The organism is Vibrio sp. qd031 (genome assembly GCF_002100145.1).
In the GTDB taxonomy this organism is placed as follows: Bacteria; Pseudomonadota; Gammaproteobacteria; order Enterobacterales; family Vibrionaceae; genus Vibrio.
The window spans coordinates 60,801-78,095 of sequence record NZ_JXQD01000018.1 but is presented as its reverse complement, the minus strand read 5'-3'; the positions used below and the strand labels follow the sequence as shown (position 1 = coordinate 78,095).

14 protein-coding genes are annotated in these 17,295 nt (G+C 44.1%); 8 read left to right on the top strand and 6 right to left on the bottom strand.

Annotated features, from left to right (window positions below; translation table 11 throughout):
• Positions 1-15: 15 nt before the first annotated feature.
• The 6 genes from ST37_RS06275 to ST37_RS06250 are packed head-to-tail and all read right to left on the bottom strand — an operon-like array spanning position 16 to position 7,820.
• On the bottom strand, positions 16-1,896 hold the full coding sequence (locus tag ST37_RS06275; protein WP_084884712.1) for an XrtA/PEP-CTERM system amidotransferase: 1,881 nt from the start codon (positions 1,894-1,896) through the stop codon (positions 16-18).
• 14 nt (positions 1,897-1,910) lie between these two features.
• Positions 1,911-3,332, bottom strand: coding sequence for an exosortase A (gene xrtA, locus ST37_RS06270; RefSeq protein ID WP_084884710.1), 1,422 nt, complete (start codon positions 3,330-3,332; stop codon positions 1,911-1,913).
• Entirely contained in the window at positions 3,316-4,542 is a 1,227-nt protein-coding gene (locus ST37_RS06265; protein WP_172400937.1) for a TIGR03087 family PEP-CTERM/XrtA system glycosyltransferase, read from the bottom strand. Before ST37_RS06265 ends, xrtA begins: the two co-directional genes overlap by 17 nt.
• Before the next feature lie 8 nt (positions 4,543-4,550).
• A complete protein-coding gene (locus ST37_RS06260) occupies positions 4,551-5,591 on the bottom strand; it encodes a FemAB family XrtA/PEP-CTERM system-associated protein (RefSeq protein ID WP_197687452.1) in 1,041 nt (346 codons plus the stop codon).
• On the bottom strand, positions 5,569-6,462 hold the full coding sequence (locus ST37_RS06255; protein ID WP_197687451.1) for an XrtA system polysaccharide deacetylase: 894 nt from the start codon (positions 6,460-6,462) through the stop codon (positions 5,569-5,571). Before ST37_RS06255 ends, ST37_RS06260 begins: the two co-directional genes overlap by 23 nt.
• Positions 6,462-7,820, bottom strand: a complete 1,359-nt coding sequence (locus ST37_RS06250; protein WP_172400936.1) for a TIGR03013 family XrtA/PEP-CTERM system glycosyltransferase — start codon at positions 7,818-7,820, stop codon at positions 6,462-6,464. Before ST37_RS06250 ends, ST37_RS06255 begins: the two co-directional genes overlap by 1 nt.
• Before the next feature lie 233 nt (positions 7,821-8,053).
• Between ST37_RS06250 and ST37_RS06245 the strand changes: the two genes are divergently transcribed.
• From ST37_RS06245 to ST37_RS06210, 8 genes are read left to right on the top strand one after another with little or no spacing between them, the layout of a single operon-like run.
• Complete coding sequence (locus tag ST37_RS06245) at positions 8,054-8,701, top strand: XrtA/PEP-CTERM system exopolysaccharide export protein (protein WP_084884703.1); 648 nt, start codon at positions 8,054-8,056, stop codon at positions 8,699-8,701.
• Positions 8,702-8,710: 9 nt separating this feature from the next.
• Complete coding sequence (locus ST37_RS06240; RefSeq protein ID WP_084884701.1) at positions 8,711-10,261, top strand: XrtA system polysaccharide chain length determinant; 1,551 nt, start codon at positions 8,711-8,713, stop codon at positions 10,259-10,261.
• Entirely contained in the window at positions 10,258-11,154 is an 897-nt protein-coding gene (locus ST37_RS06235; RefSeq protein WP_084884699.1) for an XrtA-associated tyrosine autokinase, read from the top strand. Before ST37_RS06240 ends, ST37_RS06235 begins: the two co-directional genes overlap by 4 nt.
• Before the next feature lie 20 nt (positions 11,155-11,174).
• Entirely contained in the window at positions 11,175-12,638 is a 1,464-nt protein-coding gene (locus tag ST37_RS06230) for an outer membrane beta-barrel protein (protein ID WP_143698141.1), read from the top strand.
• A gap of 1 nt (position 12,639) precedes the next feature.
• Positions 12,640-13,743 (top strand): XrtA/PEP-CTERM system-associated ATPase, encoded by a 1,104-nt coding sequence (locus ST37_RS06225; protein ID WP_084884695.1) that lies wholly within the window; start codon positions 12,640-12,642, stop codon positions 13,741-13,743.
• A gap of 29 nt (positions 13,744-13,772) precedes the next feature.
• Positions 13,773-15,251, top strand: coding sequence for an oligosaccharide flippase family protein (locus ST37_RS06220; RefSeq protein ID WP_084884694.1), 1,479 nt, complete (start codon positions 13,773-13,775; stop codon positions 15,249-15,251).
• Positions 15,248-16,624, top strand: a complete 1,377-nt coding sequence (locus ST37_RS06215; RefSeq protein WP_084884692.1) for a hypothetical protein — start codon at positions 15,248-15,250, stop codon at positions 16,622-16,624. Before ST37_RS06220 ends, ST37_RS06215 begins: the two co-directional genes overlap by 4 nt.
• Before the next feature lie 51 nt (positions 16,625-16,675).
• Positions 16,676-17,293 (top strand): ATP-binding protein, encoded by a 618-nt coding sequence (locus tag ST37_RS06210; protein WP_172400935.1) that lies wholly within the window; start codon positions 16,676-16,678, stop codon positions 17,291-17,293.
• The last annotated feature ends 2 nt before the right edge of the window (positions 17,294-17,295 follow it).

Below are 17,295 nucleotides of genomic sequence, written 5' to 3'. Positions count from 1 at the left end.
AATTACCTTGACCTCTTACCCTTGCGCTTGCAAAAACTGCGCGTACATCCAAAGCGACCATAAGCTTGCACTATGATCGCTTCGCCCTGATTGGTGATCATTGACTAATGTATTGAGTTGCTTGGAGCTAAACTGCCCACTGTCTAGCATTGCTTCAGATAATACGGTTTGACGGAGCTTATCTGCTAGATCGTGTCTAAACCACTTGGCAATTGGCATGCTAAAGCCCATTTTAGGCCGATATAGAATATCGTTGTCGACCCAAGGCTCTAAACTTTTCTTAAACAGCGATTTGCCTTGTTCTTTGCGAATATTGAAATGAGAAGGTAAGCCAAAACCCCATTCAATAAAATTGTGGTCTAGTAGTGGTGCTCGCACTTCGAGTGACGTGGCCATACTGGCTCTATCAACCTTGGTTAGGATGTCACCAGGTAACCATGTTTTGAAGTCTAAGTATTGGATTTGCTTCAGCGGATCATCGGGTAAACTGTCTTTGTATCGAAGCAGGTGTTGGTTAGCGCTATACCCCTGCAAATCGCTTAGATATTGCTGACTGTATAATGAGTGTCTTAACGGAGCGCTCATTTTCGATATCCCGTGTGCATAGCCATCTAACATGCTCATACCTAAGGACTGGAAGGTTGTTTTTGCTCTTAGGGGTTGAGGCGCCCAGTCCATTTTTGGATACAATTTGCCTAAAGTGCCAAAAAGAGGCTGGCGAATTGACGCTGGGATTTTGTCTTTGATGTTGTTTTCTGCAAGTAGCAGCCTGTGACGGCGATAGCCAGCAAAGAGTTCGTCACCACCGTCACCCGAAATCGCGACTTTAACGTGCTTTCGTGCCATTTGGCAGACTTTCCAAGTTGGCAGGGACGAACTGTCGGCAAAGGGTTGATCATACATGCTCTGAAGCGCCGATAAATCCATCAGTTCACTGCTGTCGACTTGTTGAGAGTGGTGATTGGTTTTGTATCGCTTAGCCATCGCGGTTGCGTAGCTAGATTCGTCGTATTGTTTGTCGCTAAAGCCAATCGAACAGGTTTGCAACGGGCTAGACTGCTGCTGAGCAATCAACGCAACCATCGCACTTGAGTCGACACCACCTGATAAAAATGCCCCCAAAGGCACATCTGCGATCAAGCGGTAAGCAATGGCTTGTTGCAACTTTTCGATTAGCGCCTCTTTCGCTTGTTGCTCATCTAAAATCGTCGGCGAATAGGTGAGATCCCAGTATTGCTGCTGCTTAAATTCTTGACCGGGCGAGAGCAATAAAAAATGTCCTGCCTCTAGAGTAAAGATATCTTGGTAGGCAGTGTAAGGATCAGGCACATAACCAAAGTGCAGAAAATCTTCAAGATGTTGCGTACGTTTTGTTCTACTGACCTTAGGGTGAGTGGTCAGTACTTTTAGTTCAGATCCAAATACGAACTGCCCCTCAGGGGTTACCGTGTAGTGCAATGGCTTCTTACCAACGCGATCACGCGCGATAAACAGCTGATGGCGATTTTTATCCCATAAAGCAAAGGCAAACATTCCAGTAAAGCGAGATAAGCATTGCTCCTGCCACTCTTCCCAAGCGTGCACAATGACTTCAGTATCACTCACGGTCTTGAATGTATGGCCAAGGTGAGTGAGTTCGTCATAGAGGGCTTGATAGTTGTAGATTTCGCCGTTAAACACGATAACGACGCTGTCGTCTTCGTTAAAAATCGGTTGGTGCCCAGATGACAAGTCGATAATAGATAAACGTCGATGAGCCAACCCTACATGCTCATCAATGTAGTAGCCTTCGTCGTCAGGGCCACGGTGGAGCTGGGCATTATTGATCTGCGCAAGCAGTGTAGGCTCGATAGGATGAGGGTGATGAAGATTAAAAATACCAGCGATACCACACATACAACTTCCTTTGTTTATTTGTTATGTGCAAGCTTCAGTAACGTCGACACGTCCGCGGACAATTGAGTCGGATCATTGATGTCGAGATTACGGCTCGCAAAAGCGACAACAGAGGCGTTTCCATCACCTTTGAACAGCCGCACAGCGCCAGAATAGAGCACAATTTCAAACGGCTTTGCCGAGCAGAAAGAATTTACACAATACCAATAAACCACGGTTATAGGGTCTTGATATTGAGAGTTTAGCAGTAAGGCTTTAGCAGAGTGACCATCGACTTTGGTGATTTGGCTTGATTGCACATTCCAGATGTTTTTATCGAATAATTGGTTCTCACTGCTTATAAGTTTCCCTTGGTCTTGAGCCAGTTGATAAGTTGCTGTGTATGAGTTGTATTGGGTCGCTTGGTGTTCGTTCGCGTCAACAGAGACCGGATTTTCAAATTCAATGCCCCAACGAAAGGTGTCATTATCGGCCCTAATCTTGGTGTTTGAGACTGTCGAGACTTGTTTTTCTGACAGAAACACCTGGCTCCACACAAATGCGAAAACGAGTACAGCGCCTGCGATGAATAGCACCGATAAGTGAGTGGAAAAACTTGGTGCAAAATAAGGTCCTTTGGTCTTTGTTGTCTCTTCAGTCGGCGTGTCAGCGAGGAAATAGGCAATCGCAAGCATCATTACAATAACCAGTGAGAAAAACACCCAGCCATAGATAAGGTGATCAGCACCCGTGGCGTACTTCATGTCGCTCAAATACCCGATAAGCACAATCCCAAATGCACGTAACCCGTTAGCGATAATCGGTACGGTGACCGCAATTGCGAAATAAATGATGCGTTTCACGGGATGATGAAAGAATAGGTATGCAAACAGCGCACTAAGCGCGGTTCCCGAAATTAGGAATCGAATTCCGGAACAAGCCTCGGCAACGTGGAAAACACCATTAGGAATATACAGATATAGCCCTTCTCTATAGACAGGTATGTTGACTAAGTTGAGGTACATCACTGTAAAATCGGCGGTGATAAGCTGCAATTTGGGTACAAACTCTTCGCCAAACGGAATGGCAAATAGCAGAAATAGTATAGGGAACCACAGTTTTTTTGCGTTGTCGTTGCCCAAAACGAACCAGAAAATGGCTTGTAGCGCGACAACTGCACCCACATGCGAGAAAAAATTGACGTTAGATGCAATGCCGAATAACCAGATGATTATGGCTGCGCATAACAGCAGCAGAGCCTGCAATGAAAACTGAGCTTTAGTGAGGTCTAACTTATCTCGGGCATCCCAAACAAGCCAGACTGTGATGGGCAAGATTAGAAACCCATGTTCATAGGTTTTGGATCCCCCCCAAACTCTAATGAGATCCAGCAGGGTCTCACTAAATAAGATCGCCCATAACGGAACGAGTAGCAAACTGCTAATAGCGCGATTCATTGAGGTACTCCTGCAGTGGCGCCATTTTGCTTGGCCAACTATAGTTAGCGATGATCCACTCTCGCGAGTCTAACGCTGGGGTATTGTTCTGCGTTAACTGTTTAATACACCACTGTGAAGCTATCGACGGTGTGTCGCACACAAAGTTATGTGAATCTGGGTAACCTGTGATCCCTTCAATGCCCAATGTGGTGGTAAATACTGGCTTGGCCATTGCCATTGCTTCTAATATTTTGTTCTGCACTCCTCGTGCGATTTGCATGGGCGCCACAACGGCCTTGGCATGATGTAAATAAGGTCGAATATCGACAACGCGATCGGTCACCACAATACCTTGTTGTGTTTGCAACTGTTTAACTTCCGCTGTTGCGCCACCTCCAACAATATAGAACTTCGCATCTGGGAGGGTTTCTAGCACCGTTGGCCAAACATTTTTCACAAACCATTTAACGGCATCGATGTTGGCCCAATAGTCCATCGCGCCGGTAAACACCAAATAATTGTCGTGCTGAACGTTAAAATCTTCATGTAAGGTCGATGGTGCCCGTGGGTCAAAGAAGGTGCTGTCTAAGCCATTTTCTAGAACGCAGACTCTTTGCTTTACTGCTTCTGGAACGATCGCTTTAAAGGTATCGACTTCTGCTGGTGTGACAAAACAACTCACATTGGAACGTTTGGCAATATCAATTTCATAGCGTTGCAGTTGTTTATGCTCTCGTTGATATACATATCTTGACAGCCCAGTTTTACTATCACTGTATTGGCGCCATTTATCTGAGTCGATGTCCACAAAATTCATTACTGTGTGCAAGTCTTGATGTTTATCAAAGACATATTGGGCCATCGCACCAGAAAAAATCACCACTTTCTTGATGTTGTGCTTGTCGATGGTTTGGGAAACACTGCGATCAAACTGCGGGCGATAATAGTAGGGAACCGTAATCGGCTGCTGCGTTAGAAACGCCGTGGCGCCACGAATCAGACTCGATTTTTTGTTCATCGAATGATGAAACTGAGAGGAACAATAGTCGTCTAACTTGCGGATATACTGTTCGTCGAAAGGATCATCAATAAAATAGCCAAGGTGCACTTGGTAGTGCTGATGCAGGTATTTTAGTATGTTGAACGCAGCAATTTTTTCACCTTTATTCGGTGGAAAAGGTATGCGGTGGCACAGAAACAATACTGCCGGTTTTTTACTGCTGGACATAATGTGGCCTACCCTAAAAACTTCGATATATGGGGCCCTATAGCCTTGCTCACAGGCAATGGCAGCTTTTTCCATGTATCAATGAGCAACTTATACTTGGGATTATTAGGCGACAGATTTGGCAACTCTGTGGCTTTAATCAGAGCAATTTTGTAGTTTAGAGGTTGCTCTGTCATACCCCAGTTCTTCTTGTATTTATAAGCGCCTGAGTCAAGTTTACTGCGTCCAAAGTCAAAGCGATTCATCCCTTTTTGATGTGCCAAATGCATCAACTGGAAGTACATGAAGTCATTGCTTTTAAGACCGCGAGCGGAAAGGTTGCCACCACCGTAATAGGGCAATACTTCGTCTTTGTAATAGAAACTTAATACGCTGCTCACGGGCTCACCCTGAGCGTCTTTGATCACCAGTGTTTCGCTGCTTTCGGGAAACACATCCAATAGCGTTTTAAACAACTTCTTACTGAATACTGGCGTCCCAAGGTTACGAACGCTTTCAGCGTATAGGTCGTAGCACTGAGAGATGTCGTTGTCGTTACTCCAACTTAAACTGTTTTTTTGTGAGTGGCGGATCACTGCGCGCTGTTTACGTTTTATGGAGGTTAATATTTGCTCTGGATCCTCTGGGATTTCGGCAAAAAATGTGGCGTGATTTGAGTGTGTTTGCCACAAAGACGTCGATTCTGTCGGCTCTTTATCACGCAACTCCACGTAATCTACCCCAAGGGCTACGCCTTTGTCATAAGCGGCCTGTTCTAATGCGTGTCGAATCTCATCGTCGTTGGCGATCACTCCACCGTAAACACAAAAAGGTGTTGATACCAATGAATGCCCAAACAACATACTTTTTTGTTGTACGAGTGGCAGAACGCCAACAATTTCCTGTTGTTGTGTCGCGACAAGATAATGAGGCTTGTGACCAAATACCTCTTTAATCACCGTGATCCAACCGGTTAAATGAAAAAAGCTGCCTGATGGATGATTGTCTACGTACGAATCCCACTGTTTGGCATCTTGAGGTTTAAAACTACGCACGGATACTTGCTGCACTTTCCTTTCCTTGTATTGAGTACACATCTTTCATTGTCGACCACTGAAAATCAGAGAGAAGACGGCTCACTTTGTTTTCCATTCGACCAAGGTTAACGTAGTGCCTAACCTTAGACTTGAGTGTTGCGTTTGCTATCCTCGGTTGGCCAGGATCAATTTCCCAGGGGTGGAAGTAGAACGAGTAGGGCTTTTGCTCGTCGACTAAGTAGCGTTCTATTAACTTATGGCTTAGCGCATAAGGGGCGAGTCGGAAGTACCCCCCACCACCGATAGGAATGTTGCGCTCAGCGATACGCAGAGTCGGAACTGGGATTTCTAAAATACCTTCCGGGCGTAAGTGCGGAAACCTTGGCCAATTTGGAACACCATATAGGTCGTGCTTCACAGGATAAGTGCTACTGCTGTATAAAAAGCCCGCTTTTGCCAGTGCATCAAACGCCCACTGGTTATTTTCATTGATTGAGAAGCTCGGGGCGCGGTATCCATCGACAGAGACACCGACAGTGTCTTCCAAGCAATGTTTTGCTGAAAGAATATCGTTGAGAAATACGTCAAAGGTTTGAGTGGTGGCCCGCTGATGGGCAAAACCGTGGCAAGCGATCTCGTGCCCTTGGGAGGCAATGTCTGCAATCAGGGTTGGATAACGTTGTGCTACCCAACCAAGGACAAAAAAGGTGCCATGGACATTGTGGCGTTCTAGCAAGCGTAAGATAATACGCGTGTTAGTGACTACGCGGCTAGGATAATCGCCGTTATCCCACTGCTCTGGGCGGATAATGCCCTGGAATGCTTCTACCTGAAAATAGTCTTCGACATCGACAGTAAATGCATTAGTGATCGGCTCTACGATTTTCACTTCTACCTCGTCCACTATCGGCCTTTCCCAAAAAGAACAATCTCTGATGTTCTGACCAAGATCAGAAGATCCAACAAGAAGCTGCGGTGTTTGATGTAATAGAGATCAAACTTAAGTTTTTCTGCTGCATCTTTACTATTTTCGCCATAGGGATATTTCAGTTGAGCCCAACCTGTAAGCCCAGGCTTTACATAGTTTCGTTGGTTATAATATGGAATGTCTTGTGAAAAATTGGTGGTGAATTCTGGTCGCTCAGGGCGTGGACCAACAAAGCACATATCTCCACGAACCACGTTGTACAGTTGAGGCAATTCATCAAGGCGATACTTGCGAATAATCCGGCCAACTTTAGTCACACGATCATCAGTCTTGGTGGTCATTTTTGCGCCATCTTTTTCTGCGTCAATCTTCATACTGCGGAATTTATAAATGTCGAAACGACGGCCATTCAAGCCAATGCGCTGCTGCTTATAGATGACCGGAGCAAAAAAACCATCTTCAATTTTAATTCCAAGGATAGTGACCAAAATAAACGGCCAAGTGGCTAAAAAAATAAGCACGCTAAGCAGGGTGTTGAAAATACTGTTGAGCACAAAAGAGAATGATAGTTTGACCGGCGACTGATTGAAAATGGCCCAAGAAGGATTGATGTGTTCAATGGCAATTTGTCCAGTTTCACGCTCCACAAAATCGATGATGTCATTGACGAAGATCCCCTCCGCTTTACAATCGAGAAGCTCTTTTGAAGGCAGTGTTCCTCGGCGTTCGTCCGCCGCAATAACCACCTCGTGAATGTCGTTTTGTTGGCAGTAACTGCCTAATTGTCCAGTTGTAATGTCTAATCTCGGTTGAGTATTGTCGACATCTGGGCAATCACCGTTTAACGGTACATACCCCACCAAATCAAAGTTTAGCCGGTCTGTTTTTCGCTTCATCGAGCTATTAATTAACGACGCTCGCTTTCCTGCCCCTAGCACTAGCACTTTTGACTTTTTGATGTACTTTTTGTCACCCAAAAGTAGAGCGGTACGCGTAGCAAATAGGCCCAAAATAATAATAAAATAAATAGATTCAAGAACTAATAGAGGATTTTTGTCTAAAGGCGTAATGGCATATATTGAGGCAACAGTGCAATACGAAAGAATTACAGATACTAATATTCTGCTGGCTATTTCTCTTACGCCACAACGTAATTTTTCGTTATATAGACCTACCGCGATACAGCAAATTTCAATTGAGACTGTAACAAGAATGAGACGAATGTAGAAATATTGATCAAACGCCAAAACATACTCTGGAAAGTAGGTTTTCATGATGGCTGCGCAGACCATAAACGCCAAATAAACAACGCTTATGTCTATGATAAATAGCATTATTTTGCTTTTGTTTATTATATGGTTTTGTGTGCCCATGCTAGTTCCTTAGTTGACACATAAGTGTGATTCCCTAATTTAAGTTTACCGCTGACATTTGTTTTCGTTGCAAATGAGTGAGCGTTAAAACAAGCATACGTGGATAAAAATAAACGCAATGTATGTTTTTTGAGACAAGATTATTGTTTGAAATTGTTATTCTTACTTAAGCAATTATTAACATGGACAAAAATATGGATGCTTCAATCAAAAATATTAGTAAAGGCCTTGTAATTGTTGGTTCTTTATTATTAGTAACTGCTTGTAGTAGTGGCGGGGGACACCAACAGTTGCCCTCTGCAAAAGCGCAACCCTCTCTCACAACCGACATAGATAACTACAACTATCTAATCGGACCACAAGACAATCTAGAAATTTTCGTTTGGGGTAACCCAGAAATTTCAGGCGTGTTCCAAGTTAGACCTGATGGCAAGTTATCTACGTCTTTGGTTGATGATTTAGATGCAAGTGGAAAAACACCTACAGAGTTGGCTCGCGAGATAGAGTCCTATCTGTCTGAGTACGTTAGAGACCCAATCGTTACGGTTATTGTTCAAGGCTTTGTAGGGCCATTTAGTGAACAAGTACGCGTTATCGGTGAGGCGGCGCAGCCGCAGGCCATTAGTTATCGAGAACACATGACATTATTGGATGTGATGATCTCAGTAGGCGGGTTAACCGAGTTCGCAAATGGTAATGGAGCAACCCTTATTCGTGTTGTGAACGGCAAGCAGATCAAATACGGCATTCGTTTGGACGATTTAGTCAAAGACGGTGAAATATCGGCCAATGTCGATATTTTACCGGGCGATATTGTCATTATTCCAGAAGCTTGGTTCTAGGAAACGACCATGAAAGAGCAACTGAAAGCGCTACTTGATTTAGTTCAAGGTGCATGGCTAAAAAGACGTTGGTTAGTGATCTCACTGTTATTGATTTGTCCATTGGGGTGGGGTGTTGTGACTCTAATGCCCAACCAGTACACATCTGAAGCTAGGGTTTATGCCGATACTCGTTCAATTTTGCAGCCACTACTCAAAGGCTTAGCGATCAATACAGATCCTTCACAGGAATTGTCGTTGATTGTTAAAACGCTGCTTAGCCGGAGCAATCTTGAGACCATTATTCGGTATTCTGACGCAGCGGCGACAGCCAAAACCAGTGAGGAGTATGAGGCTCTAATTACCGATCTAAAAAACAACATTAAGATCAAATCGACAGGGCGTGAGAACTTGTTCTCAATAAGCTATGTCGGCAGTGATCCTAGATATGTGAAAAAGATTGTTCAGTCAGCGCTTGATGTCTTTGTCGATAGTGCCGTAGGTCAAAAGCGCGAAGACACCAGTAAAGCGGGTCAGTTCATTGACGATCAAATCCGTGAATACGAAATACGCCTAGAAGAATCCGAAGCCGATCTTGCAGCTTTCAAGCAACGTTATGAAGGTTATACACCGGGTAGTGAAGCCAATTACTACGCTAAAATTGAGCAGCGTAAAGGTATTCTTGAATCCACAGAGCTAGAAATTAAAGAAAAGCAAACTCAGCTGTTTACAGCACAAGAAAGATTGGAAACAGAAAAAGCCAAAGCGGCTAAAAACCAGTTTGGTGTAGAGACCGAGTTTGATTCGCGGTTGGATTTATTAGAAGCACGTTTGGACGACCTGTTGTTCAGATACACAGAAAAGCATCCCAACGTTAAAGAAACCCGAAGACAGATTGAAGAACTGCGTGCACAGAAGCAGTTGTCGATTGCAAATGCGGCCAGTCGTGGCGAAATTTTAAATAGCGAGCAGTCTCAATACCTTTCGGTGCTCATTCAGCAGTTACGAACCGAAATTGCGTCACTGCAGGTTAGAGCTCAAGCGCAAGTCACCAAAATATTAGAGCTCGAAAATACCGTCAGTAACCTGCCGGATGTGGAAGCAGAGCTGACTTCGCTGACCCGGAATTACAGTATTACCAAAGAAAAATACGAAGAACTTCTATCAAGACGAGAAGCGGCCCTAATATCACAACGCGTAGGCGCTGCCTCTGATGAGATTACTTTCCGAGTGATAGATCCACCACAGCTTCCGCTTAAACCATCTGGTCCAATGCGTCCGTTGTTTTTGAGTGCGGTGCTTGTTGTCGGTTTAGGTGCTGGTATGGGGGCGTCTTTCTTACTCAGTCAAATATCCCCCGTCGTTACTTCGGCAGAGCAGCTCTATCGTGAAACGAGTATTCCGGTGTTTGGTGCTGTGTCCATCACTCAAAACTCAGGCCTGCGCAAAAAATTGAAGCGAAAAACTATGCTATTTGTGCTGATTCTATTTTTAATATTTTGTACGTTTATCGGGTTTGTGCTTATTAATATCGTGCCCGAATGGCATGCAACGGTACTCTCAGGGATATCACAATTATGAGTATTATTGAAAAGGCAATGGGTAAACGTGCCAAGTCAAAACCTGCGATGCAGGCAAGTGAGCCCAAGGTGAGCGCGCCGCAAGTTGAGTTGGTGGATAAGCCTAACCAATATGTGTCGGTACCTATTGACCTAAACGATCCCAAGTTACTGCGTATCGATGAACAAAGGCTCAAAGACTTGGGCATGGTGAATCACAGTAACGAAAGAACCAACCTCGAAATCACTAATGAGTATCGTTCGATCAAGCAAAAGCTGCTCTATAACGCATTTGGGCTAGGGGCTCAAGCTCAGCCTAATGGGAACCTCGTCATGGTATCAAGCACCGTTCCGAGTGAAGGGAAAACCTTTACTTCGGTGAATTTGGCATTGAGTTTAGCCAGTGAAAAAGACAAAACAGTGTTACTCGTTGATGCGGATATATTGAAACCCGATGTCAGCAATTTGCTTCAAATTGAACCTAGGCCAGGACTCATCGACTATCTAACCGGAGAGGTTGACGATATTGGTGAGGTTATCTATCCCACTAACATTGCTAATTTACGAATTTTACCCGCTGGCGCATGGCACCATGAGAGTAACGAGTTGTTAGCCAGTGAGAAAATGGAACAGCTGATTGCTGAGCTGTCTACGCGATACGCTAACCGAATGGTCGTATTTGACTGCCCACCTGTTTTAGGGGTAGTGGAAACAGTAACCATTTCCAAGCACTTAGGTCAGGCAATGCTAGTGATCGAGCCTGGTAGGACCAAAATGAGCAATGTTGAAGCCGCTGCTTCGCAACTAAGTTCTGATATGACGGTTGGTTTTATCATGAATAAAGTGGTTCGAAGTTCGCACGTATCGTATGGCTATGGTTATGGCTATGGATACGGCTATGGGCATGAACGTTAAATAAGCGGGCGATAAAGTACATGGATATCAAATGGTTTGAACTGCGGTGGATGACGATTGGAGCGACTGTTGCGTTAAGCGCGAGTGTTGCTCATTCAGCAGAAATCGTTCAGCCCTACGCTTTAGGCGGGCTCACCTTTAGTGACAACATAAATCAGAGCCAACAGGCCCAAAGTGCATTTGTGCTCAATGTCGGTGCGGGTTTGGATTTTGATTATCAAACGGCCAAGAACAGCTTAACAGGCAACTACGAGATCCGGCAGTTCATCTACAGCGATGATTCTGATAAAAACTCAGCCTATCAAGATATGGACGTAAATTGGCTGTATGCGACCAAGCTTGAAGGTGTTGGTCTCTATGCTAATGCTCAGATCGATAATGTCGCCCGTTTTAATGATCAAAATGCGATTACCGATATTTTCGCTGGTAACACAGTGCAAGAGTCGCAATTGGAGGCTGGTGCCACCTATTCGAATCCTATTCAAGGTACTGCCTACGTAGATTCACGAGCCTACTACCGAATCAATAATAACAGTGATGACCTGGGCAATAACTCGGGCTATGGCGTCACGCTTTTTTCAACCGACGGCTATGACGCCGATGTACTGTTTTGGCAAAGTGACTGGTCGTATGACGTTAGAACAGGCAAACAGAGCGGATTGGATTCAGAGTACATTGTTTTGAGACAATCACTTGGGATACAAACCCCCTGGGATATCGCTCCGCTTGTGCGCGTCAACTACGAAAACATCACTGGAGAAAGTGGTGAGAATGTCGAGTCGCTTTATTATGGTGGTGGTCTTCGGTATTCGTACAATCGCTTAAATTATTTAGAGCTCTCTTACAATATTGCCGACGACCCTGAGAACGAGGACTACTGGGGAGGGGTAATCAATATCCAGTCCACCAGTAATACCCGTTTTGCTGCCAGCTATGATCGACGTTTCTTTGGAGATGCCTATGATGTTGAACTCTCTCATCGCTCGAGAAAGGTGACCAACACATTAAGTTATTACGAAAATCCGACCAACTATGATAGGGATTCTTTTGTATCCGGTGGTGGCGCAGATGGAGAAATATTCCTCTCGAGAGAAGCGCGTTGGAACGTTGAAGTTAACGCTGGCAGAACCTTGTGGAATTTTTACGTTAGTTATAAAGACACTGAAGATATTGAGGCTGTCCTGCTTGAGCTTGATGAAAGCGATCTTTCTTTGGGCTATGGGGGCAAGGTTACTCATCAGCTATCGCGCCGAACGTCTTCTGCATTGAGCATTGATTTTGATGATTACGATTTTTTTCAAACTCTGGCAGACAACAATGCTCAAGACGACTTTTATCAGCGCTATAAAGCAACACTGAATCACCAGCTATCAAGAAGTATTTCCAGTGATTTTGAGCTGAGCTACCTGCACCGAGACTCTAGCGTTGGACGTTTCAACTACGATGAAATTCGAGCGTCAGCAAACATAAAATTGGACTTTTAGTATGTATGAACAGCATTTCGGCTTCGACGATCGCCCTTTTAAACTTAGCCCTGAGCCAAAGTTTTTTTTCTCAAGTCCGCATCATAAGAAGGCACTTAGCTACCTAGAATATGGGATGTCTTTGGGAGAAGGGTTTATTGTCATTACAGGGCCAATAGGTAGCGGTAAAACAACCATCGCAAAAAATCTCGTTGCCCAAGTTGATAACTCGATACACGTTGTTCAATTGGTGACGACCAATCTCAACCCAGATGAGCTGCTTAGCCTAGTTTGCAGCAAGTTTTCCATCGAATCGGAGACGCTTTCTAAAGGCGAGAAAATTAAAAAAATTGAGAAAGCTCTACTTCAGCTTAATGCAGCTGGAAAAAGAGCGCTATTAATCGTAGACGAAGCGCAAAACCTGCCAGCAGAGACGGTTGAAGAGCTGAGAATGCTGTCAAATTTAAATGTGAATGATCAACCTCTTATTCAAAGCTTCTTACTTGGCCAAGAGGAATTAAAATCGATTATTGAACTGCCTCAAATGGAGCAGTTTCGTCAGCGAATTATTGCCTCTTGTCACCTCAAGGCGCTCGATAAAGGACAGACAGAGCAATACATTTTGCATCGATTGAACCAAGTGGGTTGGAAGAATCATCCCCAAATTGACGCAGATATTTTTACTCCAATTAATAAGGTCAGTAGCGGAATACCTAGAAAAATTAACATATTGATGGACCGTTTACTGTTGGCCGCGTACTTAGAAGAAGTCGATACGGTAGACGAAGCATTAGTTGCGACCGTGGTCGAAGAAATGAACGAGGAAGTATCGGGGTCTATCAGTCCTCGTGCTTCTGAGCCGCTCATGAAATCGGTCGTTTCAACCGCGTTAGAAAGTCGTGACTATCAGGATTTACAACGGGCGTTTAGTGAGCTAATTGCCACTAAATTAGAAACGGTTAGGCAGTTGGAAAAATTAATTGAAAATCATCAAAACACATTGGCCCAAAACGGACACCATAGCTCCTCCACACAGAATCAGGAAGCCGATGTAACCTCAACTAAGACACCAAGCCCATTGACCCAAAAGCACTGGATCGCATCATTAATCAATACCAGTAAGTAAACACTGTACTCTATGTAGGATGTAAAGAGATGTCAGTACAACAAGGAATGCTTAGTGGCGCAAAATGGGCACTTGTCGCTAAGTGGTACAACCGGTTAATTGGTATATGCAGCACGTTAATTCTGCTACGTCTACTCGACGTATCAGACTTTGGTGTCGTTGCTTTGGCCACCTTTTTTGTTTCCCTTTTTGCCGCACTCTCTCAGGCAGGTGCAGTAAGGTATATCTTAGTTAAAGATAACTTAACGCCGGATCAAATCAGCAGTGTATGGTCCCTTAATATTGCAATTCGAGCTCTTTTTACAATGTTCTTAATTGCGAGCGCACCGTTGCTAGCGGCTTATACTAACGCACCAGAAATGCGTTTGGTGCTTACGGTTATTTCATTTAACTTGCTGATTAGCTCGTTTAGAAATGTCGGGCTCGACCTGCAAGAAAAGACGTTTAATTTTCGGCAGCTCACCTTAACCCTAATCGTGTCCAAAACAGTGTCTGTTATTGTTTCCATTGGTTTGGCACTGGTATGGCAAAACTATTGGGCTCTCATTGTGGGCACTGTAGTTCTGCAGTCTGTGGAAGTCATCGCTGGGTATTGGCTGTGCGCTTACAGACCTTATTGGTGCAGCAAACATTGGAAGGAGCAGTGGCGATTTTCTAAGTGGACTGTAGCGACATCAATTTTTGGGTACCTGCGCTCGCGGATTGATATTCTTTTGTTAGGTAATTTGGTTTCCACAAAGTCAGTAGGTCTGTATTCCACGGCACAGGAGTTTAGTTGGCTTCCTATGACCGAAATAACCTTCCCACTTCAACGTGGACTTCTCGCTGGGTATTCATCAGTAAAAAGTAGCATGACTAAAATGCGCGATATTGCATGTAATCAGCTCGCTTTAAACTTTGCACTGCTTGTTCCAAGCGCGTTTGGCACTTTTGCGGTTGCGGAGTTATTTGTCAAAGTGGTGCTAGGTCCCAACTGGCTAGAAGCGATACCCGTTGTGAAGCACGTTACCTGGTTGATGATGTCAGCCATGTTGTACTTGCCTTTGATGCCGAGTCTCATTGCGCGTGAGAAATTTAAACTGGTGTTGGTGCTCGACAGCGTGATCATTACATTGGTTTGTGCGGGCTTTTACCTGTTCCGAGATCAGGGTATCGAGGGGTTGTCATACATTCGGGCGATCGTTGCGCTCATCTTCAGCGTATTTTTACTCTTTGTATACAAATACACCCTTGAGGTAGGACTGCGTTTTTTCTCTAAGCTTAGTTTTGTTGTATTCACACCAACGTTGTTGATGTATTGGGCTGTGAACTGGTGTACTCAATTGCCATATAGTGATGGTATCACTCTTGCAATCTCTGTTGGCACTGGGGTATCTGTGTATGTGCCTAGTTTGTTGCTGTTGTCCTTTTTCTATCGGGATCAACTACCCCAAGTATGGAATTTGTGTATTGGCATTGTACACGTAATCAATAACCAAATTGCGAAGCTAGATTGGAGAACACAATGATAGAGGCTATTCGCTTAGGTTATTTTATTGCGTCGCTAGTTCATCTAGTCTTGATTGTAGTGATATTAATCAATCGCAAACGCGTTGGAATGCCCCACCCATTACACGTTCTTCTGATCATGTTAGGAGGCGCATTCAGTTATTATGCGTATCTGCTATTTTCGGAAAAGGGTCTTCTAACTCACCTACTCAGTTTGCACCTGCTGTATACCTCGGCACTTATTGCACTGCTGATTCGCAAGAGTGATCCCGATGTCGATTGTAAACGGTTGCTGTTAAGACCTCTTAATGGTTTGCTGCTACTCAGTAGCGTCGTAATAGTATTTATTGAACTTAATTGGGTACGTTGGTCAATTCTTAGTAGCTCTCAGCTGTATCTGGTGCACTTATCTCAGATGATCATTGGATTGCTGGCCGTAGAGCGTTATTGGCGCCGTAACCAGCTAAGTCGCTGGGTAGCCAAGCCGTTGACATTGTTCGCGGTGGTCTTTTTTGCCAGTGGCGGTTTGGTATTTAGTGCCGCTATTCTGAGTGGCAGTTTTTACTCTTTCTTTATAGAGATATTGGGTTGGATATTGGTGGTCATTGCGCCGCTGATCGCACTGGATATTCGTCGTCAACACGGAGCGAATGAGCGCTCACTGTATTTGTCGCGTGATGTTGTTTATAGCGGTTCTGTGTTGGTGTTTCTTGGTGGTTTCTTATTGGTCGTGTCGCTTGTCTATGTGTATGTAGAGAGCCATGTAAAAAGCCAATATTACTACTTTGAGTTTGGCTTGTTAGCCGCATTGGGTCTCGCAATTGCGATGTTTATCTTTATGGGAAGGCTACGCAAAGAAATGAAAGTGTTTATCGGTAAACACTTTTACACCAACAAATATGATTATCGCTCGGAATGGCTGCGTTTTACCCAAAACTTGACCCAGGGACGAGAACAGATATTTGAAAGCTCTCTAACCTCTATTATGGCGCCTTTTGATGCCAAAGTCGGTGCGTTGTACCTTATTGAAGGTCAGAAAATGTTGCTAAAAGCGAGCGTTGGAGAGCGTGTAAGCCGCGATAACGAGGCTCTGCCTACTCAAGTTATGCAGTCGCTTATTCAGCAAAAATGGATTTTAGATTTTGAGCATTTGTCAGATGAAGAACTTAAAAGATTCAATGTGACGATTGACGATGTCGAAGCTTTGCAGCCATTTACCCTGTTTGTCCCTTTCACCTGTAACGAAACCCACGGTGTATTCATGCTGTCAAACTTGCAATCGGGCTTTGATTTAGACTACGAAGACCGAGATTTTTTAAACGTGTTGGCTTCACATATAGCCGTTAACCTTCATCTAGATAATACACACGCTATGCTCAATCAGTCTCAGTAATTTGAGAGCTTTCATCGGACGTCTGCGTTCATATTGCATGATCTTAAAAATGTGTCTGCGCAACTCAACCTAATAACCCAAAATGCCAGTGCGCACAGAGATAACCCTGAATTTATTAGTGATACGTTCGACACGGTGGCCGCTGCGAGTCAGCGTTTAGATAAAACCGTGAAACAGCTGACTCAAAAGCAACAGTATTCAGAAGACAATAAAGAGTGGTTTTCTATTATTCCTCAAATAGAGGAAGCGCTAAACTGCTGCAATTCAGAATTTAGTGAGTTGGAGCTAGTGTTTTCAAATAGCGAAGATGGCCATTTATTCGCCGATAGGGAAACCTTTACCAATATTTTGACCCACCTGATCACCAATGCCTTACAAGCCAAGCGAAATGACGATTATCAACATCGGGTAGAAGTGCAGTTTATTAATGCTGAGACGGCCTATGTAATCAAAATAGCCGATAATGGAACTGGGATGGAACAAACATTCATAGACAATAAATTATTCAAACCATTCTACACAACAAAAGGCAATTCGGGCATGGGTATTGGTGCATTTGAAGCGAAGTCATTTGTTGAGTCTTTGTCGGGAACGTTGTTGGTGAAATCGCAGGTAGGAAAGGGTTCAGAGTTTCAAATTACCCTACCGAAAACAGAAAAAAGGTGCTAGGC

Excerpts from the sequence above, each read along its gene's own strand:
- xrtA (WP_084884710.1), bottom strand. The coding sequence starts at position 3,332 with ATGAATCGCGCTATTAGCAGTTTGCTACTCGTTCCGTTATGGGCGATC.
- ST37_RS06265 (WP_172400937.1), bottom strand. The coding sequence starts at position 4,542 with ATGTCCAGCAGTAAAAAACCGGCAGTATTGTTTCTGTGCCACCGCATA.
- ST37_RS06240 (WP_084884701.1), top strand. The coding sequence starts at position 8,711 with ATGAAAGAGCAACTGAAAGCGCTACTTGATTTAGTTCAAGGTGCATGG.
- ST37_RS06245 (WP_084884703.1), top strand. The coding sequence starts at position 8,054 with ATGGATGCTTCAATCAAAAATATTAGTAAAGGCCTTGTAATTGTTGGT.
- ST37_RS06275 (WP_084884712.1), bottom strand. The coding sequence starts at position 1,896 with ATGTGTGGTATCGCTGGTATTTTTAATCTTCATCACCCTCATCCTATC.
- ST37_RS06215 (WP_084884692.1), top strand. The coding sequence starts at position 15,248 with ATGATAGAGGCTATTCGCTTAGGTTATTTTATTGCGTCGCTAGTTCAT.
- ST37_RS06220 (WP_084884694.1), top strand. The coding sequence starts at position 13,773 with ATGTCAGTACAACAAGGAATGCTTAGTGGCGCAAAATGGGCACTTGTC.
- ST37_RS06230 (WP_143698141.1), top strand. The coding sequence starts at position 11,175 with ATGGATATCAAATGGTTTGAACTGCGGTGGATGACGATTGGAGCGACT.
- ST37_RS06225 (WP_084884695.1), top strand. The coding sequence starts at position 12,640 with ATGTATGAACAGCATTTCGGCTTCGACGATCGCCCTTTTAAACTTAGC.
- ST37_RS06250 (WP_172400936.1), bottom strand. The coding sequence starts at position 7,820 with ATGCTATTTATCATAGACATAAGCGTTGTTTATTTGGCGTTTATGGTC.
- ST37_RS06235 (WP_084884699.1), top strand. The coding sequence starts at position 10,258 with ATGAGTATTATTGAAAAGGCAATGGGTAAACGTGCCAAGTCAAAACCT.